Below are 17,173 nucleotides of genomic sequence, written 5' to 3' on the forward strand. Positions count from 1 at the left end.
CGCAATCGGGATCAGCCGGGGCCCTGACGAATGTTTTCCGGAAGCCAGGTGGCAATTTCCGGGAAGGCGATCAGTACGAAGACCATCAGGACCATGATCAGGAACATCGGGATACTGGCCCGGGCAATGAAACCCATCTCATGACGTGTCATGCCTTGAAGGACGAACAGATTGAACCCGATCGGCGGCGTGATCTGGGCCATTTCGACCACCACGACAATGAAAATACCGAACCAGATCAGATCAATCCCGGCCTGGCGAACCATTGTCTCGACAACGGCCATGGTCAGCACCACTGAGGAAATGCCATCGAGGAACATTCCCAGGATGATGTAGAAGACCAGAAGCGCCATCAAAAGCTCGAACCGGGACAGTTCCATTTGTGCGATCAGGTCGGCCAGGCCACGCGGCAGGCCTGTGAAACCCATGGACAGCGACAGGAAGGCGGCACCGGCCAGGATCAGGGCGATCATCGCCGATGTTCTGGTTGCCCCCATCAGGCTTTCGGCAAAGGTCTTCCAGCTCAGTGACCCCTGGCTGGCGGCCAGGAGCAGGCTGCCGATCACGCCAAAGGCCGCTGCCTCTGTCGCTGTGGCAAAGCCCAGGTACATGGACCCGATCACCAGAAGTATGAGCAGGATGACCGGGATCAGAAACCTGGAATTCTGAACTCTTTTCGCAAAACTCATTTTGGGTTCCGGTGCCGGATTCCAGTTTTTCGACACCTTTGACATGATCGCCACGTATGCCATGAACATGGAGGCGAGCACGAGACCCGGCAAAATGCCCGCAAAGAAGAGTTTTGAAATGGATTCGTTGATCGTCACGCCATAGACGATCAGTGTCAGCGAGGGCGGGATCATCAGCCCCAGCGTAGCTGCACCGGCAAGTGTGCCAATCACCATGTTTTCGGGGTAATTGCGCTTTCTGAGTTCGGGTATCGACATCTTGCCGACGGTCGTCAAAGTGGCTGCGCTGGACCCTGATACTGCGGCAAAGACGGTGCAACCGACGATGTTGGTGTGCACAAGACCGCCGGGCAATCCGGCCATCCAGGGGCTCAAGCCGCGGAACATGTCTTCCGATAGCCGCGTTCGGTAAAGGATTTCGCCCATCCAGATAAAGAGCGGCAAGGCGGTCAGCGTCCAGCTTGAGGACGAAGACCAGATCGTGGTCAGCATAACGTCACCCACGGGGCGGGTGGTGAAAAGTTCCATGCCAACCCATGCAACGCCCATAAGCGCCAGACCGATCCAGACACCGCTGCCCAGAAGCAGGAGAAGGACGAAGATAAAAAGAATGATGATCGAGAAGTCTTCCATGGCCTTACTCCCCGAAACTCTGGTCGACCAGATCGCGCTTGATCCGATTTTTGCCGTCAAACAGCAGATGAATGAGATGATCGGTCAGAGCTATCGCCATGATAATCGCGCCGGCCAACATGAAGGATTGCGGGATCCATAGGGGAGTGCGGTCCTGACCCTGACTGATGTCGTTGATCATGATGGAGAAGTTGACGAACCGCCAGCCGAACCAGACGAAGTACCACATCACCAGCGCTCCGATTGCGAAGCACCAAACGTCGATCCATCGCGCCACCGCCGGCGGAACCGCGTTCAAGAGGATCGAGACGCGGATATGGCTGCCGCGGTTGAGAGCGTTTGCGAAAGCCAGGAAAGAGGCCGCCGCCATGAAGTAACCTGCATATTCGGGAATACCCGGAGCAACTTCGCCAATCCAGCGGGCAAGCATCTGCAGGACGATCAGGACAAGGATCGCAATGAGGCACAAGGCGGCGAGCACGCCGGATGCTAGATAGAGAAAGTCGAGACCGGTCCGAAGTTTCCTGAGCGCTGTCATAACGTCCCCAATAGGTTCTTTTCATAACCTTCCATGAACAACCGCCAAGCCCTGGTAAGCACCCAGGCTCTCAGAGGTTATTCAAGGAGGTATTTTCCGGAACAGCGGACGGCCGGATAGGCCGTCCGCTAGGTGGCGTTACTGCATCGATTTGAAGGATTCGACGATGGCTGCGCCGTCATCACCGGCAGCTTCCAGCCATTCGTTGGTCATCGTAACACCGATGTCCTTCAACTCGCCGACCATCTGGTCAGAAGCCGGTCCAACCGTCATGCCGCCATCGCGCAGGCCCTGCAAAGTGAAACCGGTATATTCTTTCGAACGCCAGTTGCCCGCATATTCAGCCATCTGGGCACAAGCGCGGATGACATTCTTGTTCTGATCCGAAACACCGTCCCAGACGCCTGAGTTGACCATCACGTAGTTGCGGGGTAACCAGGCATCTACTTCATAGAAATAGTCCAGAGATTCCCATACCTTACGGTCATAACCTGTGGAACCGGATGAGACCATGGAGTCCGCAACGCCAGTGGCGAATGCCTGGCTGATTTCAGCCGCTTCGATCGTAACCGGCAACATGCCTGTCAATTCGGCAAGCCGCGATGTCGCGTTGTTGTAACTGCGGAACTTGATACCTTTCATGTCGGCAACGGAATTGACTTCGCTCTTGAAGTATAGACCCTGTGGCGGCCACGGCACGGCGTAGAGCAACGTCAGGTTCTGGTCGGCCAGCACCTTTTCGATGGTCGGTTTTGCAGCTTTCCAGAGCTTTTCGCTGTCGTCGAACGAGGTTGCCAGGAACGGAATTGAGTCAAAGCCGAATAGGGCGTTTTCGTTCTGGTGACCTGAGAGCAGACGTTCACCGATCGGCACCTGGCCGGTCTGGATCGCGCGCTTGATTTGCGCTCCGGGGAAGAGTGAGCCGGACGGGTGCGTAACAATTTCGATTTCACCGCTAGTGCCAGTGGTCACGCATTTTGCAAATTCAGCGCCGGTCGCGGAATGGAAGTTGCTTGCCGAATATGCCATCGGCATATCCCATTTTTCTGCTGCCAGCGCAGGCATTGTGCTGGCGGCGACCAATGCTGTCGTTGTCAGTACCTTGGTTAGAAACTTCATATTAGTGCTCCCTTCTGGTTGGGTTTGCAGCCGGTTCCTGCTTGCTGTGCTTATTGTTGGAACCGTGCAGCGGAAAATGGCGACAGATCGAGATTTGTTTTTTTTGCCGAGATCATTTGCGCCAAAAGACGTCCGGTTTTTGGTCCTCCTGTCAAACCAATATGATGATGTCCGAAACCGAGCCAGGCGCCCTTGACACCTGGTACGGGGCCGATTGCCGGAATGGAATCTGAAGGGGCGGGGCGATGCCCCATCCATTCCACTTCCCTTTTCCACGTCAGGTCTGGCATTGCCGCGCGGATATTGCGTTTCAACAATTCGAGAGGCGCTCTGGAAGGGGGCGCTTCCAGGCCGCCGAATTCCACAACACCTGCCAACCTGATCCGTCCCTCCATGGGCGTGACAACGAATTTGCCGCTGGCTACCATCACGGGTGAGCGCGGCATGAAATTGGGTTCCCAAAGTTCCAGATGGTATCCGCGTTCGCTTTCAAGGGGAACATTGAGACCAAGTTGATCGGCCAGTGGTTTCGACCAGGCACCGGTTGCAATCAGAATATCATCTGCTTCGATCGGCCCATTGCTAGTCTCCAGCAAAGGTGGCCCATCTCCCGTCCGGTTTATCCGGTGCACTTCAGCCTGAATGAACTCTGCTCCGGTGGCTGTCGCGTGAGCTGCCAGGGCTTTGACGTATCTGCCGGGGTCCGTGATGCGGCCATGATTTTTAAGCCTGGCAGCAAAGCCGATATCTGCTGAATAGCCACTGTCATAGGCTGCAACGGCGGGACCCTCCAGCTCCTCCCATTCAAAGCCACAGTCGGCCCTGATGGACCAGCCGAATGCGTCTTCTTCAAAGTGCGCGCGGTCCCGATAGAGAAAGAGGTAGTCCGCAGGCACGATAAAGTGCTCCGCACCGGTGCCGGCTGCGAGCGCTTGATGCTCAGCAAGGCTGTCGCCGACGATCTCGCTCACTGCCTTGGCGATCCGTTTCACATCGGTTTCATTGGCATGGGACAGATACTTGCTCAGCCAGGGCAGGAGTTTTGGCAGATAGCTCCATTTCAGAAACAAAGGCATGTTGGGAGAAAACAGCATTCGCGGCGCTTTGTGCAGCAAGCCCGGCACCGTAATGGGCACCATGGAGCAGGAGGCGAGTACACCCCCGTTGCCGTGGCTGGCTCCTTCTCCCGGGCCGGCCTTGTCGATCAGGATGACCTTGTGTCCCTCGCGCTGCATCCAGATCGCAGTTGACACGCCGACTATTCCGGCACCGACAATGGCGACTGTTTTGGTCATGCAGCCACCTTGGTCACAGCAGTGTGGTTCAGACGGTCGATGTCGGGCCTTATGCCGAGGCCCGGACCGTTGGGCACGATTACATGCCCATCCTTGACCGGGAATGGCGTCTCGAGGATGTCTTGCTTCAGGAAATAGCTCGCCTGGTAGAATTCGCAGCCAAGGGTGATTTCCGGTGTCGCCGCAATCATGTGCGTACCGGCAAGGTGGGCCAGTCCGGCCTCGAACATGTCGCCGCCATAGGCCGACAGCCCATTGGCGGCCGCCATTTTTGCAACTTCCTGCGCCCTGGAAAGACTTCCGGCTTTCATCACCTTTATCGAAACGCCATCACAAATGCCTTCCTGGATGGCTCGCGTCATGTCTTCGGGCCCGAAGACGGATTCGTCCGCGAGAAGCGGCACTCTAAGCATCTCGCGCAGTCTTGCCATCATCGCAAATTGAGTGTGGCGAACCGGCTGTTCGATGAAGTCCGGTTCAAATTCGGCGATATCTGAGACGCGGGACGGGGCTTCATCGATCGTCAGGCCCTGATTGAAATCGACCCGGACGTTCAGTCTCGGGTAGTCCGTGGCAAGCGCTTTGAGCCGCATCGTGTCAAAGGTGTGATCCTTAAAGCCTGCCTTAAGCTTCACAATGCCGACACCGTCTTCCACCAACCGGTCCAAGAGGCGGCGGTCATTGTCGAAATCCGGATCGGCGATTGAAACCGACAAAGGGATCGTGTCGCGGCATCTGCCACCCAGCAAGGCCCAGACTGGCGTGTTGAGAATTTGGCCCGTCAGATCAAGCAAGGCTGTATCAATTGCCGTTTTTGCTTCCGTTGCGTGGGCGACGGCGCGCGCGGCATCGCGCATGATTGCAGCTCGGTCGCCTATTCTTCTTCCCACGACCAGCGGACGAATGTACCGGTCGAGCGCTGCAAAGCTTGCCTCGGGAGAGCCGGTGAAGACCGACCATGGAGATGCTTCGCCCCAGCCTACGTGCCCCCCTTCGCTGGTGAGGGATACGACGATGATTTCACAGGAACCTTCCACCGTTCCGATCCCATGGTCGCGGCGCGACAGGACCGGAAGCGACAGATGCCAAAGCTTCATCCCCGTGATCTTCTGATCAAGATCCATCAAGTTCCCCTTCGATAGCGACAGTGACGCCTGATAATCATCATTTCAAATACAAAGACTTTGATGCTCCATCATTTTTTGTGATACATGAGCTTATGAGGGCGCGCGTATGGCTTTGAGATTTCGACAACTTCAGGCATTTCACGCCATCTTTGAAACCGGGACCGTGACCGGTGCCGCCGAGCAGTTGGGCATCTCCCAACCGGGTATTTCCAATCTGCTTGCCCAATTGGAGCGTCAAACCCGTTTGAAGCTGTTTGAACGGACCAAAGGCCGTCTCCAACCAACGCCGGTTGCCGACGTTCTGTTTCGCGAAGTCGATACGGTGGTTCGTGGCCTCGATCATGTCGGACAGGCGATCCACGACCTGCAAAACAAGCAGGCGGGTCAGCTTCAGGTGGCGGCACCACACCTTTTGTCGTTCGGGTTCATGCCTGGCGAAATCGCACGGTTCGCCGAGACGCGGCCTGATTTGCTTATTTCGTTCCAATCCCAGTATTCGTCCAAGATCCAGGAGTGGGTCATGGCCGGATTGTTCGAGATTGGTGTTTGTGAAATGCCTGTCTATCACGACACCCTTGCCAGGGAGGTGTTTCACTTCGAAACCATCGCCGTTCTGCCGAAAGATCACGAGCTGGCGCGGCACCCTCGGCTCACGCCGGAATTGCTGGACAGTCAGCCGTTTATTGTCATGGGTCCTGAGCACATGACCCACCGGCGCACGCGGGAAGCCTTTGAAAGCCGCAATGCGGGGTGGCGGCCGCAAATCCACACCCACTTGTCGGAAAACCTCCTGAGTTTCGTCAAGCAGGGAATGGGGGTTGCCCTGATCGACCCGTTCACCGTTCATTTCGACAAGGAGCCCGGCTATGTCACGCGGCCCTTTGAACCGGCAATCACGCTCGATCTGGCTCTCATCACCTCGCGCAACCGACCGCTGACACCAGTCGCACAAACGTTTCTTGCGCAACTTCGGGACAGTCTGGCGAGTTTTGCCGCCAAGACTTCTGGAAACAGCATCTAGGCTACCCATTCGGAAACCGGAGCAGCAGCTTCGTGAAGGGGCTGGGAAATCACGTCGACCAGTGTCGGGCCGTCATGGTTGACAGCTTCAGCGAGCACTTTTTTCAAATCAGCCGGGTCTTCAACCCGCCAGCTCTTGACCCCAAAGGCGCTCGCGACGGCAGCGTGGTCCGTTCGGCTGAAATCGACGTTGTAGAACCTGCGACCGAATCCTGCGTTCTGCCCCGCCTTGATCCAGCCGAAAGTTGAATTTGAAAAGACAATGGACGTGATCGGCATCCGGTAACGGACCATGGTTTCGAATTCACCGCAGGAGAAGCCGAAACTGCCGTCACCCATCGCTGCGATCGTCTTCACGCCCGGACGGCCCACATGGGCACCCATGGAAGCCGCGAGTGCATAGCCGAGTGCACCATGAGCCCGGTTGGTGATGAAATGCCGGCCAGGTTTGCGCCAGCGGTAATGGGCACTGAAATAGGGACAAGGCGTGCCGGGATCGGCCACGATCGTTGCATCATCTTCCAGAATGTCCATCAGTACGGCGATGACGGCTTCGGGCCGGATCGGTCGGTCCGTTGCAGCTGCGAGCAAATCGAATTCGGCAGTTTTTGCACTCCAGGCGGCAGCTGCGCGGGCTACACCGTTCTGCGATACGACCCCGGGCAAAGCGGCAAGTTCGACTGCCAGGGCGTCAAGCGCCAAACGGGCATCGGCATTGATGGCAACGGCCGTCTGATAGTTTGCTCCGATCACCATTGGATCGCTGTCGATGTGAAGGATGATCTTGTCCCGGCAAGGCGACCGCCAGCGTTCGGTTGTCACCGAACCGGCGCGGCAGCCAACAAACAAGATCACGTCTGCCGAGTCGACGGCTGCACGCGTGGCTGGATTGCCACCGTTGGAACCAACAACACCAAGCGCAAGAGGATCGGTCTCTGCGATGCTGCCCTGGCCCGACACTGTCGTGGCCACAGGCGCTTGAAGCATTTGGGCAACATTTACCAAGGCGTCTTCAGCACCGGACAGAACCGGACCGCCGCCGCATATGATAATGGCGTTTTGTGCGCCGGCCAGCAAACGCGCAGCCTCTGCAATTGCTTCCGGGTCTGGGGCCGCGCGCTCTGCCGGAAAAGCGCGGTGGCGTGGATCGGCCCAAATCTCGGTTTCGTCCACCGGCGCTTTTTGGGTGTCGAACGGGAGCGCCAGATGAGTTGCCCCGGGCGTGCCTGTTGTCATGGCGCGGAAGGCTGCGCGCACTTGCGCCGGCAAACGTGTTGCGTCGTCCAGCGACGTGTTCCATTTGGCCAGCGGTCCGAAGAGGGCCACCTGGTCCAGTTCGGTCAAAGGATACCGACCGCGGCTTGTGGTGGCTACGTCGGAGGTAATCGCAAGGATCGGGACAGAGCTTTCATTGGCTTCGACCACGCCAGGCAGAATATAGGTTGCTCCGCCGCCAGACGGGCCTTCGCAGACGCCAGGTTTTCCTGTGACACGCGCATAACCGTCGGCCATGTAGGCCGCGTGACGTTCGTCGCGGGTCAAGAGGTGATTGATACCGTGATCGAGCCGTGCCAACGCATCATAGAACGGTAGTGTGGTGTCGCCGCACAGACCGAAAACCTCGGTTACGCCGTGGGCCTCAAGCATACGCACCATGGCTTCTGCACCGGTCATTTGATTGCTCATCAGGTTTGCTCCAAGTCTGAATACATATCTGTATACAGCCTTGAATATTGCATTCAAGCCCCGAATGTGTCACCACCCGAAACAAGACCCGGATCTTGTCGAGCCGAACTGCCCTGACCGAAGACAAAGCCTGACTGAAGACAAAGGATGCCATGTCGGAGACCTATGATCAGATCAAGTCGATGGTTGTGGGCTTTGCCCTGCGCCCCGGCGACCGATTGAACGAAAGTGCCTTGTCCAAGGATCTTGGCGTGTCACGGACCCCGCTTCGTGAGGCGCTTAACCGTCTCGTCGCCGAAGGATTGATCGATGCGCGACCGGGTGAGGGGTTCTTCTGCCGGAAGCTCGATGCGGAAGGAGTGCATGACCTATATGATCTGCGCGAAGCACTGGAGGTGGCGGCAGTCGAACGCGCCTGCGAGCGGGCAAGCGATGCCGACCTCATGGCGTTGGCGGACTGGTTGAGCGCCGAGGGGCTCAAGGTGGCCGGGCTCACCGTCGCCGAGGCGTGTGAGCGCGACGAAGCGTTTCATGTGAAGATTGCGGAGCTGTCGGGAAATCCGCTGCTGGCTGCTCAGCTGCAAGCTCTGAATGAGAAGATCCGCTATCTGCGATGGGTCCAGCTTGATGAGAGCAGGCTCAAAACCACAAAAGCAGGACACAGCAGTGTCATGAGTGCCCTTATTGCCCGTGATGCCGATGCGGCAACGACAGCGATGCGCGATCATATTTCCCTGCGAATGGATCAGATAAATGATGCTGTTAGCAAAGGGATTTCGAACATCTACCTGGACCGCACCGGCGCACTTACCGGACACATTCTGAAATCGGAGGACGCGGCATGATCGCGGCAGGTGGCAAGACTGTCTATGGAGCATCCGTTGGCATCTTGATGCTCGAGGCACGCTTTCCGCGTATCCCGGGAGATATGGGCAACGCGCAAAGCTGGCCGTTTCCTGTCCTTTATAAGGTGGTGCGCGGCGCATCGCCCGACCGCGTGGTCCGGCAGCAGGCAAGTGGGCTTGTCGATGCCTTTATTGACGCAGCGCGTGAACTTGTTGCCGACGGTGTGGACGGTATCACCACGAATTGCGGTTTTCTTTCTCTTGTTCAGGAAGAACTTTCACAAGCCGTTCCGGTTCCTGTTGTCACCTCATCCCTGCAACAGGTTTCCATGGTCAATCGACTTATGCCTGCTGGCAAACGTGCCGGTGTCCTGACGATCTCCGGTTCTACCCTCACACAGGCCCATCTGGACGCCGCCGGTGTGCCCGCTGAGACACCAGTCGGTACCACAGAGGGATTGAGCGAGTTCTCGCGCGTAATCCTTGATAATGAACTCACCTTGAATGTTGAGGCGGCACGCGAGGATAACGTGCAGGCCGCGTTGACCCTGAAGGAGGCACATCCGGACCTTGGCGGCATTGTTCTTGAATGTACCAATATGTGCCCATACGCAGAAGATATTGCCAAGGCAACTGGGCTGCCGGTCTGGTCGATGGTCAGCTTTGTCGAATGGTTTCAAGCAGGGTTGTCTCCGCGGCGCTTTCCGACCTGAGAGACGCGTTTTCTTCGGTGCATTTGCAGATAGGTGAAGGCAGGGGGCAATTAGTTCGGAAGGCATTTTCCGCGGTTTGGTAGCAGCGAGCGGCTATCCGCCTCTGCCGAGGCATGGCTGGCCGTCATCAGCTCGTTGATAGAAATGCAAATGAAGTCTTTCGACAGCTCCTATTTGTTGGAAATAATCAAATTCAACGCACTTTTTTTGGGAAAGGCATTTTGCCTCTTATAAAGAGCATTTTTGCTTCTGCGAATTTTTTGATTGAATTGGTTGTGTTTTTGTTACTAATATCGCGCTGGGCATAAATAATTTTTTGTTTTCATTAAAAATTTATCAGAATATATTTTACCAATGCGTGTATCTGCGTTGTGTAACAATTGTATAATATTTAGTTCAACAGTAATTATCTCGAAGTTTTACTTCTAGATAAATATTTTTATTCGTTATCTAAAGTAAAATTGTCTGCTAGTATTCTTAGTTGCCTCTCCTGTTCCGTCGCGTTCAGGTGGTATTTTTAATGTAAATAATGACCTTTTTATGGAGTTTATTATGAGTAATAACGAATATGAAGTTGTCGCTACTGTGTCTCCGCGTTCGCTTGGGCCGATATCTTTATTTGACGCAGAGGAAGCTATTACCAGCGACAACGTGCAGCAGTTCAATTCCGACCCTTCGGACATCAGGGATTCAAAACGAGCCTTGAGCCGAGCCGGCTTTCACGTATTTGAGGAAGCGTCGAGCGACACCACGATTTCAATCGGTGGAACGGCGAAACTCTTCAAGGAGTTTTTCGGAGCGAAACTGACCAAGCAGAAGACGGAGATCAGGCCCGATACCACGATCGAGTTCATGGCGACGAGTGAAGATCCGTCCGAAGCGCTGATGAATGCGCCAGACGAATTCAAGCAACTGATCGAGGGGGCGGTCATTGCGAGGCCGCCAACCTATTTTGCGCCTCATCCGATCCCACCGCTCGCCTCGGTTCATGCCAACGCCTATCCCTACATGATGGTGCCTGACGGTGTGGGCGTCGTGCTCCGGGCTTCCCGCGTTCATCGGCTGGGCGTGACAGGCAAAAATGTCGTCGTCGGTATGCTGGATACCGGTCACTACCGGCACGCTTTTTTCAGCTCCCGCGGGTACCGCCTTCTGTCGACACTGCTGGCACCCGGTGCGAGCGACCCGGCAGACGATGCCAATGGGCACGGCACAGGCGAAAGTGCGAATGTGTTTGCCTGTGCACCGGATTGCCGCTTGCGCATGATTAAGATGGGCAACGACACCGTCGGTGCCATCAACACAGCGCTCAACGCCAATCCCAAACCCCAGATCCTGACCAACAGTTGGGGCTACAGCGCCGACACGCCAGGCTCCTCCATTCCCAATTGGCTGAAGCCATTGGAAGCAGCTGTTGCCAATGCTGTGTCCCAGGGTGTCGTGGTTTGTTTCTCGGCCGGCAATGGTCACTACGGTTTTCCAGGCAGCCACCCGGATGTGATCTCGGTCGGTGGAGTTCATGTAAACCTTCCCGACGAGAACGATCTGGAAGCCTCCAGCTATGCGTCCAGCTTCAATTCCTCCTGGTACCCGGGACGCCAGGTACCGGATCTTTGCGGATTGACAGGCAAGAGCGTGAACATCGGAGGTGCGAAGGCACCGAGCCTGATGCTGCCGGTACAGGCCAGTGCCTCGCTTGATGGCATTGCGCCGTCGACAGGATCAAACTCAGACGGTTGGGGCCTTTTCTCGGGAACTTCGGCAGCCTGTCCTCAAATCGCGGGCATCTGCGCGCTTATGCTTGAAAAGGATCCGACCCTGACCCCGGCTGAGGTCAAAGACAAACTGAAGAAAAGTGCAAGGGACGTGAAGAAGGGCACAACCCAAATGGGACATACGGCGACCAACGGACCAGACCTTGCAACGGGGTCCGGACTTGCGGATGCCAAATGGGCTTATATCAATACGATGGGGGACGTTGCGGCCACCTTCTTCAGCGGTACCAAGGAACAGCAGCTGGCAATGGTGTCCTCCGGCGCGATGCCGGAATTCTCCAAGGAATTCATCAGTGACATGATTGATACCTTGCGTTCACGCTAAAGCTGGCGACAATTCGACCAAGAATGGACATGCGCTGACAAGCGCATGTCCAGTTGTTCTCGCGGCAGAAATTTAAGGGGCCTGGCCGATGGCGAATGAGACCGAGATTTTCGGTGCGCAAGTCGTTTTGAAACAAAGCGACGGCTCATCGATACTCGATGCGACGGAATCACTGACTGCAGCGACAATCGAGCGTTACAGACTGCCGGCGGAAACGGTTGGGGAGGCACGCAAAGCCCTGGAAGCACTTGGATTTCGGGTGGTTGGCGACGACGGTACCACGTTGTCGGTCGAAGGATCACGTGCACATTTTGCTGAAGTGTTCGGCCTTGAGGTCGGGGCCGCGCAAGCTGGTGTTGCGGCTCACGCCACCAAAATTCCGGAAGATGCGCAATCGTTTGTTGCGGATGTCATTGTACCGCCGAAACCGAGCCTCTTCCCCTGAACTGACACTCACCGGTGGGGCTCCGGCCTCCGCCCTTCAGCCTTAAGTGGCGGGGCGGTGGCCGGTGTATGTGGCTCATGTGCCTGTCAGGTCAGCGTTCGCTCATGGCCCGGGCGAGGTTCTCATCAATCTTGTCGAGGAAACCCGTTGTGGTCATCCAGCCCTGATCCGGACCGACCAACAGCGCCAGATCCTTGGTCATATAGCCCGACTCTACCGTTTTGATGCACACACCTTCCAGTGTCTTGGCGAAACGGGCGAGCTTGTCGTTGCCGTCCAATTTGGCCCGATGAGCAAGGCCGCGCGTCCAGGCAAAGATCGACGCGATTGAATTGGTTGACGTGCTTTCACCCTGCTGGTGCTGCCGGTAGTGACGGGTCACGGTGCCGTGGGCTGCTTCTGCTTCCACTGTTTTGCCGTCCGGGGTCATGAGAACGGAGGTCATCAGGCCGAGCGACCCGAACCCTTGGGCAACTGTGTCGGACTGCACGTCGCCGTCATAGTTTTTGCAGGCCCAGACATACCCACCCGACCACTTCAGTGCACTGGCGACCATATCGTCAATCAGTCGATGCTCATACCAGATACCTGCATCGGCGAATTTATCCTTGAACTCAGCCTCATAGATTTCCTCAAAGAGATCCTTGAATTGGCCGTCATACGCTTTGAGGATGGTGTTTTTGGTGGAGAGGTAGCACGGCACCTTGCGCTGAAGTGCATAGTTCATGGACGCACGCGCGAAGTCCCGGATGCTGTCGTCAAGATTGTACATGGCCATTGCAACGCCGGAGGAGGGAGCATCATAGACCTCGTGCTCGATCACCTCGCCATCTTCTCCCGTGAAGGTGATGGTCAACTTGCCCTTGCCGGGAAAGCGGAAATCTGTTGCACGATACTGATCGCCAAATGCGTGACGTCCGACGATGATCGGCTGCGTCCAGCCGGGGACTAGGCGCGGAACATTCTGCATGATGATCGGTTCGCGGAAAATCACCCCACCCAGGATGTTGCGGATGGTGCCGTTGGGCGAACGGTACATGCGTTTGAGGTCAAATTCCTCTACCCGTGCCTCGTCTGGCGTAATGGTGGCGCATTTGATGCCGACCCCATGCTCCTTGATGGCATTGGCCGCATCAACGGTGATCTGGTCATCGGTCTCGTCGCGCTTCTGGATCGAAAGATCGTAGTAAAGAAGATCGATGTCGAGATAGGGATGGATCAGCTTGTCCTTGATGAAGGCCCAGATGATGCGGGTCATTTCATCGCCATCGAGCTCAACGACGGGATTGTCGACTTTGATTTTTGCCATGGGTGCTCGGCCTCGCTGTTCTGTGAAAAATGAATGTCAGAAGCAGGCAATCTCAATATTATGAGTTGTACCGGAATTCTATTGTGTGCGCTTGTATACAATAGTCGTGATTGCAGCAAGGCGGCATAACGAAAAATGCCGTGAATACAGGTTCTTTGCCATCTCCTGATTAATCTCGGGTCTGTTCCGGTTTCCAAGAATTAATCGATCAATTTGGCTTCCCTTTGGTAGTTTCGGATTTTTTCCGCATGCGGACGAACGAGATCGGCAACGGCGACACTGCCAAGTTGCTGTTGAAAGGCTTGTTGTGCTGCCTGAAGCGCCTTTGAAGTAGCCTCGTTTGCCGAGCGTTCCAAAAGGCAGGAGGGGGCGTCGTTGGATCTGCCAACGGCAAACAGTTGGGGTGAGCCCAAGGCGGAATAAACGTCCGCTAAGGTGATTTTCTCCAAACTCTTTGTCAGCACCCAGCCGCCGCCATGGCCCTTGGTGGAGTTGACGAAACCTGCTTCACGCAATCCGGCCATGGTGCGCCGGACGAGTGATGGATTGGTGTTGAGCATCCGGCTGATCGCTTCCGATGTTACCGGTTCATCAGTCTGTTCCAGATGCAAAAGCACGTGCAAGACGCGCGGCAGGCGGCTGTCGGTTCGCATGACGTTCCCTTTTTCGAAAGCCTAACTTGCGAACGGTCATGTGACAATAAAAAGCACATGAGATTGACGAATGATTTCACGCAACTTATTAAGTAACGAAATTTGATCCCTTTTTCGGAGTTAAAAACCATGTCGCTTGCAAGCACCAATGCACGGCGAAGCAACCGTTGGCTGGCGGTTTACGCGCTGTATCTGGCCATGTTCATGAACATTCTTGACATGACGGTCGTCAATCTGGCGCTTCCTGTGATCCGTGCAGAATTCAATGCCACCGACACCCAACTTGAATGGATCGTCGTCGTTTACATTCTGACCTTTGCCGCCGGGCTCTTACCGTTTGGCCGGTTCGGAGACGTTGTTGGCCGTGACAAGGTTTTCCTTTGCGGCGTTGCAGGTTTCACAGGCAGTTCGCTTGCTTGCGGAATGGCTCCGGACACGCAATTTCTGATCATAAGCCGGGCTGTTCAGGGGCTTTGCGCGGCTGCCATGGTGCCGCAGATCCTTGCCATTGTGCATGTGATCTTCAATGACACGGAAAAAGGAAAGGCGATTGGACTGTTCGGCTCTATTTCTGCCCTTGGGGCTGTTGCGGGGCCACTTGTGGGCGGCCTTATCGTCACCTTGGACGTGTTTGATCTTAGTTGGCGGCCCATATTCCTGATGAACCTTCCGATTGGCCTCATTTCAATTTTTGGTGCTCTCAGATTTCTTCCGTCCCTTCAGACCGGTACGCGTCTTGCGCCAGACTGGAGTGGAACGGTGCTCTTTCTTCTGGCTGTCACGCTGGTGCTCTTTCCTCTTGTCGAGGGCCGTCAGTTCGGGTGGCCGTTCTGGTGTTTTGGCTTAATGGCCCTGGGACTGGCGGGAAGCGTCCTCTTTTATCGTCAGCAAGTGAGCAATTTTGAGCGAGGTCTGCCGGAGTTGTTGCCGGTTTCGCTTTGCCGGGACCGGTCTTTCGTCCTGGGCGTGGCGTATGTCTCGATATGTTTTTCCGCGCTCGCCGGATCGTTTTTCGTATTGTCGATCTATCTTCAGAGCGGTCTTGGACTGACACCGCTTTCTGCCGGTCTGACACTGGCACCGCACCCCTTGGGCGTGATGCTGGCCTCAACACTCACAGGACGGTTGGGAACAAGAGTACAGGAGTTGCGCATCCTGACTGGGGCAAGTTTCGTTCTGGCGGGTGTTACCGTGCTTTGGCTGATTGCCAATAGCGGCGTGGCCGCCTCAAATGGTTTTTGGCTGGGTCTTCCGTTGTTTGCAGTTGGATTGGGCACAGGTGTTCTGATACCGGCACTATTTCAGCGGGTTCTCTCGCGCGTGTCAGGTGCGGATGCTGGGGCGGGATCGGGTGTGCTTCAAGCCTTTCAGCAATTGGGAATGGCTGTCGGCATTGCGCTTCAGGGGCAGATTTTCTTTCAGACACTTGAAAAATTGCCAGGGGGTTATTCGAGCGCAGCCGGTCTTACCCTGCTTTATCCGATAACACTTTTCGGAGCGCTCGTAGCGCTTTCGCTTTTCTTCCTTTTAGGAAGACAGCGCGGCCCGAAATCATGAAGGTTGGACCTGAAAAATGTGCACGGCCTGCCGGGTGGGAGGGGAGCAGGCCGTGCACGTTGGCCAGAAGCTGTCAGGCCTCGGGCGTATCAGCGGTTCTTTTCAAGTGTAATGGTCACTTCGACAATTGACTTCGGATCATGACGAGAGTCCTTCGAGTCATGATAATCGATGATGATCGTCGCTCCCGGCACACGGACGCGCGAAGGCGGGTTCTCCAGACCGGATCCGATATGTTGATGCACATTACCCAAGGCAAAGCCGAAGAGAGTTGCGCATTCTTCCAGTGTTGTCCGTGGGTTTTCAAAGACGCTTGCCGCCAGCGAGCGATAACCATTTGCCTGCAACGTCGCGACAGTCGGCGCTGATCTACTTGGCTGTGTGGTGCCTTTTTGGGGTATGGTGACAGCCTTTTTAAAGCTGGAGGGTACCTGCAAAAGGCGGCGGATCGTGAACCGGACCTCTTCGTTCGGGCAAGCGACTATGTGCGGATAACAATCGTGATAGTAGGCGTTTACCAGGGAGCTCCGCAGGTTTTGTTCGCTCAGCCAGCTGGCGCCCATTCCAGAATAGTGCCGTGTGCCGAGACTGTCTTTGCCCATATACATGGCATTCAGGCCTTGCCAGAAACCATTCGGCGCCCACTTCAGGTAATCGTCCTTGTTCTTGAAATACATATAGTCGCCCGGGATCGGCGGATCCTGCAGAGAGCCATTCTGAGCCATGAAATCGGTTGCCGGGTTGTCGGTCCAGGGACCCACCAGCATGGAGCCAAACTGGGCGGCAAGTTTGGTAAAGGTTCGTGAGCCGAGACCGTCCAAAAGGCCCCAGAAAACGGTCAATTGAAATGCGCCGGCACACTCGCCGCGAAAGGGCAGGGAATGGCCGTCAACTGGCTTGACCACTTCGGCAGGTTTGAAGCCGTCCGTCTGCTGCCAGGCAGCTTCGTTTTTACCGGGATCCAGGAATTGCCAGTATTGAGAAACTCTGGTGGCTCCGCTCGTTCCCAGCCTTGGCTCCGGGCCAAGCGTCGGATCGTAATAGTCGCCGTCAAAGACACCAGCTGTCAAAGACGTCATTGCCGAGATTGCACCCAGACGAAACAGGATGTTTTCCCAGAAGTGTTGCAGATCGTCGAAGGCGACAGGTTGGGATGACGCAAGCGTCGCCGTCAGAATTTCGCCCGTCAGGTCGCTCTGAAGAAGGTGCCTTTCTTCTTTTTTTATCAGGCCGGTCAGATCGCTCTGAAGCTGACCGATATCCTCAATCGGCTCTCCGCCGATATGCAGACCGCTTTGTGTGCCAATCTCTTTCAGCATTTGCTTGCCCCGTCAGAATTCCTGGCGTCTTCCGGGCCCCTTCCATGGGTGTGGAAAGACGCGCTCCCTCATAGAATGCATTCGGGCACTCTTGCACTTATTGGTTTAAAAACCGTGACTGGCCT

The 17,173-nt window shown here is 55.8% G+C and carries 15 protein-coding genes; 6 read left to right on the forward strand and 9 right to left on the reverse strand.

Annotation, left to right across the window (positions count from 1 at the left end; all coding sequences use genetic code 11):
• Positions 1-11 precede the first annotated feature (11 nt).
• The 5 genes from Q0835_RS07800 to Q0835_RS07820 form a co-directional block, all read right to left on the reverse strand.
• Positions 12-1,322: a TRAP transporter large permease subunit gene (locus tag Q0835_RS07800; RefSeq protein WP_298959953.1), complete on the reverse strand. Its 1,311-nt coding sequence runs from the start codon at positions 1,320-1,322 to the stop codon at positions 12-14.
• Positions 1,323-1,326: 4 nt separating this feature from the next.
• A complete protein-coding gene (locus Q0835_RS07805) occupies positions 1,327-1,860 on the reverse strand; it encodes a TRAP transporter small permease (RefSeq protein ID WP_298822506.1) in 534 nt (177 codons plus the stop codon).
• Between the two features lie 138 nt (positions 1,861-1,998).
• Positions 1,999-2,979, reverse strand: a complete 981-nt coding sequence (locus tag Q0835_RS07810; RefSeq protein WP_298959956.1) for a TRAP transporter substrate-binding protein — start codon at positions 2,977-2,979, stop codon at positions 1,999-2,001.
• 50 nt (positions 2,980-3,029) lie between these two features.
• Entirely contained in the window at positions 3,030-4,274 is a 1,245-nt protein-coding gene (locus Q0835_RS07815) for an FAD-binding oxidoreductase (protein WP_298959959.1), read from the reverse strand.
• On the reverse strand, positions 4,271-5,398 hold the full coding sequence (locus Q0835_RS07820) for an enolase C-terminal domain-like protein (protein ID WP_298959961.1): 1,128 nt from the start codon (positions 5,396-5,398) through the stop codon (positions 4,271-4,273). Before Q0835_RS07820 ends, Q0835_RS07815 begins: the two co-directional genes overlap by 4 nt.
• 109 nt (positions 5,399-5,507) lie before the next feature.
• On the opposite strand from Q0835_RS07820, the gene Q0835_RS07825 reads away from it, so the two are divergent.
• Complete coding sequence (locus Q0835_RS07825; RefSeq protein WP_298959963.1) at positions 5,508-6,422, forward strand: LysR family transcriptional regulator; 915 nt, start codon at positions 5,508-5,510, stop codon at positions 6,420-6,422.
• Here Q0835_RS07825 and Q0835_RS07830 read toward each other — a convergent pair.
• Positions 6,419-8,107, reverse strand: a complete 1,689-nt coding sequence (locus Q0835_RS07830; RefSeq protein ID WP_298959966.1) for a thiamine pyrophosphate-binding protein — start codon at positions 8,105-8,107, stop codon at positions 6,419-6,421. The two genes, Q0835_RS07825 and Q0835_RS07830, sit on opposite strands and share 4 nt — an antisense overlap.
• Positions 8,108-8,259: 152 nt before the next feature.
• Here Q0835_RS07830 and Q0835_RS07835 point away from each other — a divergent pair, with 152 nt between their 5' ends.
• The 4 genes from Q0835_RS07835 (at position 8,260) to Q0835_RS07850 (ending at position 12,210) form a co-directional block, all read left to right on the forward strand.
• On the forward strand, positions 8,260-8,952 hold the full coding sequence (locus tag Q0835_RS07835) for a GntR family transcriptional regulator (RefSeq protein ID WP_298959968.1): 693 nt from the start codon (positions 8,260-8,262) through the stop codon (positions 8,950-8,952).
• Positions 8,949-9,665 (forward strand): aspartate/glutamate racemase family protein, encoded by a 717-nt coding sequence (locus Q0835_RS07840; protein WP_298822515.1) that lies wholly within the window; start codon positions 8,949-8,951, stop codon positions 9,663-9,665. The genes Q0835_RS07835 and Q0835_RS07840 overlap by 4 nt, the downstream gene beginning before the upstream one ends.
• Positions 9,666-10,217: 552 nt before the next feature.
• Entirely contained in the window at positions 10,218-11,765 is a 1,548-nt protein-coding gene (locus tag Q0835_RS07845; RefSeq protein WP_298959971.1) for a S8 family serine peptidase, read from the forward strand.
• 88 nt (positions 11,766-11,853) lie between these two features.
• Positions 11,854-12,210: a hypothetical protein gene (locus Q0835_RS07850; RefSeq protein WP_298959974.1), complete on the forward strand. Its 357-nt coding sequence runs from the start codon at positions 11,854-11,856 to the stop codon at positions 12,208-12,210.
• Between the two features lie 91 nt (positions 12,211-12,301).
• On the opposite strand, the gene Q0835_RS07855 is transcribed toward Q0835_RS07850, so the two are convergent.
• The gene (locus tag Q0835_RS07855) at positions 12,302-13,519 is read right to left on the reverse strand and encodes an NADP-dependent isocitrate dehydrogenase (protein ID WP_298959983.1); all 1,218 of its coding nucleotides are present in this window, start codon (positions 13,517-13,519) and stop codon (positions 12,302-12,304) included.
• A 200-nt stretch (positions 13,520-13,719) separates the two neighbouring features.
• A complete protein-coding gene (locus Q0835_RS07860; RefSeq protein WP_298821850.1) occupies positions 13,720-14,172 on the reverse strand; it encodes an Rrf2 family transcriptional regulator in 453 nt (150 codons plus the stop codon).
• A 129-nt stretch (positions 14,173-14,301) separates the two neighbouring features.
• Here Q0835_RS07860 and Q0835_RS07865 point away from each other — a divergent pair, with 129 nt between their 5' ends.
• Complete coding sequence (locus Q0835_RS07865; RefSeq protein ID WP_298959986.1) at positions 14,302-15,729, forward strand: MFS transporter; 1,428 nt, start codon at positions 14,302-14,304, stop codon at positions 15,727-15,729.
• A gap of 89 nt (positions 15,730-15,818) precedes the next feature.
• On the opposite strand, the gene Q0835_RS07870 is transcribed toward Q0835_RS07865, so the two are convergent.
• Positions 15,819-17,048 (reverse strand): hypothetical protein, encoded by a 1,230-nt coding sequence (locus tag Q0835_RS07870; protein WP_298959989.1) that lies wholly within the window; start codon positions 17,046-17,048, stop codon positions 15,819-15,821.
• Positions 17,049-17,173: the final 125 nt, after the last annotated feature.

It is taken from the genome of uncultured Roseibium sp. (assembly GCF_947499295.1).
GTDB lineage: Bacteria > Pseudomonadota > Alphaproteobacteria > Rhizobiales > Stappiaceae > Roseibium.

What these genes read in the sequence shown, in the direction of transcription:
- Q0835_RS07840 (WP_298822515.1), top strand. Translation starts at nt 8,949, where the DNA reads ATGATCGCGGCAGGTGGCAAGACTGTCTATGGAGCATCCGTTGGCATC.
- Q0835_RS07810 (WP_298959956.1), bottom strand. Translation starts at nt 2,979, where the DNA reads ATGAAGTTTCTAACCAAGGTACTGACAACGACAGCATTGGTCGCCGCC.
- Q0835_RS07800 (WP_298959953.1), bottom strand. Translation starts at nt 1,322, where the DNA reads ATGGAAGACTTCTCGATCATCATTCTTTTTATCTTCGTCCTTCTCCTG.
- Q0835_RS07820 (WP_298959961.1), bottom strand. Translation starts at nt 5,398, where the DNA reads ATGGATCTTGATCAGAAGATCACGGGGATGAAGCTTTGGCATCTGTCG.
- Q0835_RS07870 (WP_298959989.1), bottom strand. Translation starts at nt 17,048, where the DNA reads ATGCTGAAAGAGATTGGCACACAAAGCGGTCTGCATATCGGCGGAGAG.
- Q0835_RS07865 (WP_298959986.1), top strand. Translation starts at nt 14,302, where the DNA reads ATGTCGCTTGCAAGCACCAATGCACGGCGAAGCAACCGTTGGCTGGCG.
- Q0835_RS07815 (WP_298959959.1), bottom strand. Translation starts at nt 4,274, where the DNA reads ATGACCAAAACAGTCGCCATTGTCGGTGCCGGAATAGTCGGCGTGTCA.
- Q0835_RS07845 (WP_298959971.1), top strand. Translation starts at nt 10,218, where the DNA reads ATGAGTAATAACGAATATGAAGTTGTCGCTACTGTGTCTCCGCGTTCG.
- Q0835_RS07855 (WP_298959983.1), bottom strand. Translation starts at nt 13,519, where the DNA reads ATGGCAAAAATCAAAGTCGACAATCCCGTCGTTGAGCTCGATGGCGAT.
- Q0835_RS07835 (WP_298959968.1), top strand. Translation starts at nt 8,260, where the DNA reads ATGTCGGAGACCTATGATCAGATCAAGTCGATGGTTGTGGGCTTTGCC.
- Q0835_RS07850 (WP_298959974.1), top strand. Translation starts at nt 11,854, where the DNA reads ATGGCGAATGAGACCGAGATTTTCGGTGCGCAAGTCGTTTTGAAACAA.
- Q0835_RS07825 (WP_298959963.1), top strand. Translation starts at nt 5,508, where the DNA reads ATGGCTTTGAGATTTCGACAACTTCAGGCATTTCACGCCATCTTTGAA.
- Q0835_RS07860 (WP_298821850.1), bottom strand. Translation starts at nt 14,172, where the DNA reads ATGCGAACCGACAGCCGCCTGCCGCGCGTCTTGCACGTGCTTTTGCAT.
- Q0835_RS07830 (WP_298959966.1), bottom strand. Translation starts at nt 8,107, where the DNA reads ATGAGCAATCAAATGACCGGTGCAGAAGCCATGGTGCGTATGCTTGAG.
- Q0835_RS07805 (WP_298822506.1), bottom strand. Translation starts at nt 1,860, where the DNA reads ATGACAGCGCTCAGGAAACTTCGGACCGGTCTCGACTTTCTCTATCTA.